The organism is Chamaesiphon sp. VAR_48_metabat_403, assembly GCF_031422475.1.
Taxonomy (GTDB): domain Bacteria; phylum Cyanobacteriota; class Cyanobacteriia; order Cyanobacteriales; family Chamaesiphonaceae; genus Chamaesiphon.
This window is the reverse complement of the sequence record NZ_JANPLS010000203.1, coordinates 1-4154: the sequence shown is the minus strand read 5'-3', so window position 1 is coordinate 4154 and position 4154 is coordinate 1. Positions and strand designations below refer to the sequence as shown.

General features: G+C 46.6%; 9 protein-coding genes. 1 reads left to right on the top strand and 8 read right to left on the bottom strand.

Annotated elements, in window-relative coordinates; all coding sequences use genetic code 11:
* Positions 1-367 precede the first annotated feature (367 nt).
* Positions 368-661 carry a helix-turn-helix transcriptional regulator gene (locus RMO79_RS09545; RefSeq protein ID WP_310482892.1) on the bottom strand — a complete coding sequence of 98 codons (294 nt, stop codon included), beginning with the start codon at positions 659-661 and terminating at the stop codon, positions 368-370.
* A 1-nt stretch (position 662) separates the two neighbouring features.
* On the bottom strand, positions 663-1013 hold the full coding sequence (locus RMO79_RS09540; protein ID WP_310482891.1) for a type II toxin-antitoxin system RelE/ParE family toxin: 351 nt from the start codon (positions 1011-1013) through the stop codon (positions 663-665).
* 37 nt (positions 1014-1050) lie between these two features.
* Here RMO79_RS09540 and RMO79_RS09535 point away from each other — a divergent pair, with 37 nt between their 5' ends.
* Entirely contained in the window at positions 1051-1191 is a 141-nt protein-coding gene (locus tag RMO79_RS09535) for a hypothetical protein (protein ID WP_310482890.1), read from the top strand.
* An 86-nt stretch (positions 1192-1277) separates the two neighbouring features.
* Here the strand turns inward: RMO79_RS09535 and rpmE are convergent, their stop codons facing one another.
* The 6 genes from rpmE to RMO79_RS09505 form a co-directional block, all read right to left on the bottom strand.
* Positions 1278-1535: a 50S ribosomal protein L31 gene (gene rpmE, locus RMO79_RS09530; RefSeq protein WP_310482889.1), complete on the bottom strand. Its 258-nt coding sequence runs from the start codon at positions 1533-1535 to the stop codon at positions 1278-1280.
* A gap of 197 nt (positions 1536-1732) precedes the next feature.
* Complete coding sequence (gene rpsI / locus RMO79_RS09525; RefSeq protein ID WP_396136562.1) at positions 1733-2140, bottom strand: 30S ribosomal protein S9; 408 nt, start codon at positions 2138-2140, stop codon at positions 1733-1735.
* Positions 2141-2142: 2 nt separating this feature from the next.
* Positions 2143-2595, bottom strand: a complete 453-nt coding sequence (gene rplM / locus RMO79_RS09520) for a 50S ribosomal protein L13 (RefSeq protein ID WP_310482888.1) — start codon at positions 2593-2595, stop codon at positions 2143-2145.
* Between the two features lie 76 nt (positions 2596-2671).
* On the bottom strand, positions 2672-3514 hold the full coding sequence (gene truA / locus RMO79_RS09515) for a tRNA pseudouridine(38-40) synthase TruA (RefSeq protein ID WP_310482887.1): 843 nt from the start codon (positions 3512-3514) through the stop codon (positions 2672-2674).
* Positions 3515-3548: 34 nt separating this feature from the next.
* Positions 3549-3899, bottom strand: coding sequence for a 50S ribosomal protein L17 (gene rplQ, locus RMO79_RS09510; protein WP_295616769.1), 351 nt, complete (start codon positions 3897-3899; stop codon positions 3549-3551).
* Positions 3900-4043: 144 nt separating this feature from the next.
* Positions 4044-4154 (bottom strand): DNA-directed RNA polymerase subunit alpha C-terminal domain-containing protein (locus RMO79_RS09505; RefSeq protein WP_310482893.1); only part of this gene is annotated, 111 nt, incomplete at its 5' end.

Below are 4154 nucleotides of genomic sequence, written 5' to 3'. Positions count from 1 at the left end.
CCGATGCTCTCTGGCAAGCTGGTGAGGCGATTACCGTTAAGATTGAGCTTGGTTAAATAGGTGAGATTGCCGATATTTTCTGGCAGAGCTTCAAGTCCGTAGCCACGCAGATCTAGCACCGTGGAGTTCGGTGTCATCTTCTCGATTAGTCGTGCTAATTCTGCGGTTGTCGCGCTCATCTGACTGCTTTCCTATTTGGAATGAGGGTTACGTGGTATTTATCTTTACCGTACCTAAATTTTGGCTTAAATCCACTCTTACGGGAATGGAAATTAAATATTGAAAAACCTAGAGACACAAAATTATGATAAAGTCACACATCTAGTTGTAGGCTGGATCGAGTCGATCGATACTCGATTCTCGATCGCTAAACAGGGACTTGTGACGTTATTACAATCCGAACCTCCATTCCCGCTTGCGATAGCATTTGCACCAACTTATCGATCGCAAACCTGTCGATATCGCCATTCATCAAATTGCTAATTCTCGGCTGCGTCTCCCCAAAAAAGTTAGCCGCCTCCGCCTGCGTCCAATTCTGGGATTTAATGAACTTTTGCAGATTTATCATCAGATCTGCTCTAATTTTGAGATTTGCAGCCTCCTCATGCCCAAATCCCAAATCCTTAAACACATTATCGCTACCTTTAGTTACGTTACTCATCCTAATTATTCTCCTGCTCGATTAGTTCTCGCTCTTGCAGCATTTGGAGATATCTTTTTTGACCCAATTCGATATCGCCCTTAGCCGTTTTTTGAGTTTTCTTTTGGAAAGCGTGGAGAACGTAGATACATTCTTCAAACTTCGCCACATAGAAGATTCGATATGCATTCTCGGTTCTAATCCGAATTTCCTGCACTCCCTTTCCCACGATTGGCATCGGTTTAAAATCGGTAGGTTCTTCCCCTTGTTGAATTTTACGCAGTTCAAAACCAGCTTTGCGTTTAGTATCATCTGGAAAAGAACAAATATCGTCTCTTGAGGTGCCGATCCAGTCGATAGGTTTATCTTCCATATTTCTTATTATACCTTATTTAGTATAAATTTAATATATGGCATTACTGGATTGCGATCTGGTGAAATTCAATCGCGATCGATTTGCCTTTGCCATAACTATTTATCGATCTTTATTTGGTGCGTTTAGTGCAAATTGTAGACATAGTGGGTCGAGCGATCGGATGGTAACAATTTAATAATTTTTTGAGCTTTTTAATATTGAAAAACCTAGAGACGCGAAATCGAAAGAGATCGCACCTCTAGGTTATTTGGATTATTTAAGCTATTTTTTTTCTTCAGTAGCTTCAGTAGCCTCAGGCGCAGGCGCAGTAGTATCGATCATCCCATATTTTTTCAGGAACCGATCGACCCGACCTTCGGTATCGATAATCTTCTGCGTTCCGGTATAAAAGGGATGATTGCCAGACCACACATCGACGCGGAGTTCTGGTTGGGTAGAACCAACAGTCATCACAACTTCACCGTTGCAATAAACTTTGGCTTCTGGGTACCAAGTAGGATGAATATCTGCTTTTGCCACAATCTTAGGGGTTAGGTGTTAGGTGTTAGGTATTAGGGGTTTGGATCGAACAGATACTTTCACCCCTGATAATTAATCGACGTTTATTGTCACGATACTTGGAAATTATCTTAGTCCGCGAAGGCGGACTTTGCATTCCGAGCGGCGATTTCAATCGCTGTCCCAGTTGATGAAATAACCAACCGACAATAATCGATTTAACGTTTCGAGTACTGAGGAGCTTTACGGGCTTTGTGCAGACCGTATTTTTTCCGCTCGACACAACGGGGGTCGCGCGTGAGGTAACCTTCAACTTTGAGGGGTTTGCGGTTATTGGGGTCGAGTTCGCACAATGCGCGCGCGACACCTAGTTTGACAGCATCCGATTGTCCGGTCAAACCGCCACCGTGGGCGTTGACGAGAATGTCGTACTCACCTTCTAAGCCGAGAGTTTCTAATGGAGATCTCGCCGCCGAGATGTAACCGCTCTGAAAGTTGAAATAGTCTTCGCCAGTTCTGCCATTGACTACTAGTTTACCAGTACCAGGTACCAGACGGACTCTGGCGATCGCCGATTTCCGACGACCAGTACCCCAGTAAACTGCCTTTTTGCTTGCTTCTACCATGATTATGCTTTAGGAATAGTGTTGATGACTAAGACTTCAGGCTTTTGCGCCGCATGAGGGTGCTGGGTACCTGCGTAGACGTTCATCTTGGTGAATAGATGTTTGCCCATTGAATTTTTGGGTAACATGCCTTTAACAGCTTGTTCGATAATCCGCTCTGGGATGCGGACTTGCAATTTGGAGAAAACTTCGGTTTTCATCCCGCCGGGACGACCGGAGTGTCTTCTGTAGACTTTCTGAGAGCTTTTTTTACCAGTGACCTGGACTTTCTCGGCATTGATCACGATGACGAAATCGCCAGTGTCGATGTGAGGGGTAAAGGTGGGTTTATTTTTGCCCCGCAATACCATGGCGATTTGGCTGGCTAATCGTCCGAGGCGTTGGTCGGCAGCATCGATGATGTACCACTTGGCATCAGCCGTATTATTAGTTGGCGGTAAGTAGGTTTTTTCCACGATCGTATATCAGTTGTAAGTTGGGTGTCGCTAGGCTCTACCCAACAGATGTAATTGAGTAAAGCTAAAAATAAAACTAAGTTTTCGGCAGTTGAAATTCGGGCTGGGTATCGTACCAAATTGACTCTGGGAAGGGAAAATCTGGGTAGCCAACCCGTAGCAAGCACAACCCTTTAGCTGGCGCGGAATGTCTGACTTGCGATCGCTGCTCGGTTTGCCAGATTTTGGTAAATTCGTCAACTGACAAATCGCCATTACCCACTTGTACCAGCAGCCCGACTAGCAATCGTACCATTCCATACAAAAATCCATTGGCTTGGATTTCGATGCGGACGAAATGCTCGTCACGATCGCACGAAATATCCTGAATATCAACCCAAGAATGCGATCGACCCGAATCGGTACGATGGAAGGCTGCCAGATGATGGTTGCCCAGCATTGGAGCTACAGCGGCTTGCATTCGCTCGATAACTAGCGGTTCCTGGTAATAATGCCAAGTATAGGGTCGCACGAACAAATTAGGTTGTGGAGCCGTATAGATGGTGTACCGATACCGTCGATATGCGGCAGAGAACCAAGCGTGCCAATCATCGGCAACTGGAGCGGAGGCGCGGATGAGAATATCATCTGGCAACCGCATGTTCAGCACTGCTGCCCAACTAGTGGCGGGAATCACGCTGGGGTTGTCGAAATGGGCGACTTGAGCCGCAGCATGAACGCCACTATCGGTACGTCCGGCACCGTAGATGTCTACGGATCGATCGAGGACTTTAGCAATCGCTCGTTCGATTTCGCCTTGTACCGTTCGTCCTGCGGGCTGCTTTTGCCAACCATACAGGTGAGTGCCCGAATATTGAATGACTAGAGCGACCCGTTCGGCTGGACTGTTAGTTATGAGTTTGTGGTTTTTAGCAGCCATTGAGTCACAAATAACAGTTAGCGAGGGACTGGCTCTACATCATTTCGATAATCGCCATTTCAGCATTGTCGCCCCGACGGGGTACCGTGCGAACGACGCGAGTGTATCCACCCGCTCTATTGCCGTAGCGTTCGGGAGCTTCAGCAAATAAGTTATGGACTAGATCTGTATCGTAGATATAACCCATCGCTTGACGGCGCGCTGCAAGCGTACCAGATTTGGCGAGAGTTACCATTTTTTCCACTGCTGGACGCATGGCTTTCGCCTTAACCAGAGTTGTGGTAATCCGACCGTGGCGGATCAGTTCGGTAGTCAAAGACCTTAATAGGGCTTTGCGTTGGTCTGCTGGTTTACCCAGTTTTGCCACGCGACAGCGATGACGCATTGTATTTTTCCTAGATTTAATTAATGTGGACTCGACTGCCGCTAGGCGGCGCACGAGCTTGAGGCGGATCTAACTACATAAAGCATTTCAGTTTAGTGCGGTCGCAGTCGATTTGTTCGATTAACTGCACCCGCTCGCTAACTGTTACTGGGCTTTATCGTGGGGTAGTTTGATCCCCAGTCGCTTTTCCAGAGCTTCGATCACCTCCTCTGCCGATTTAAGTCCAAAGTTCTTAATTTCTAAGAGATCTTCTTG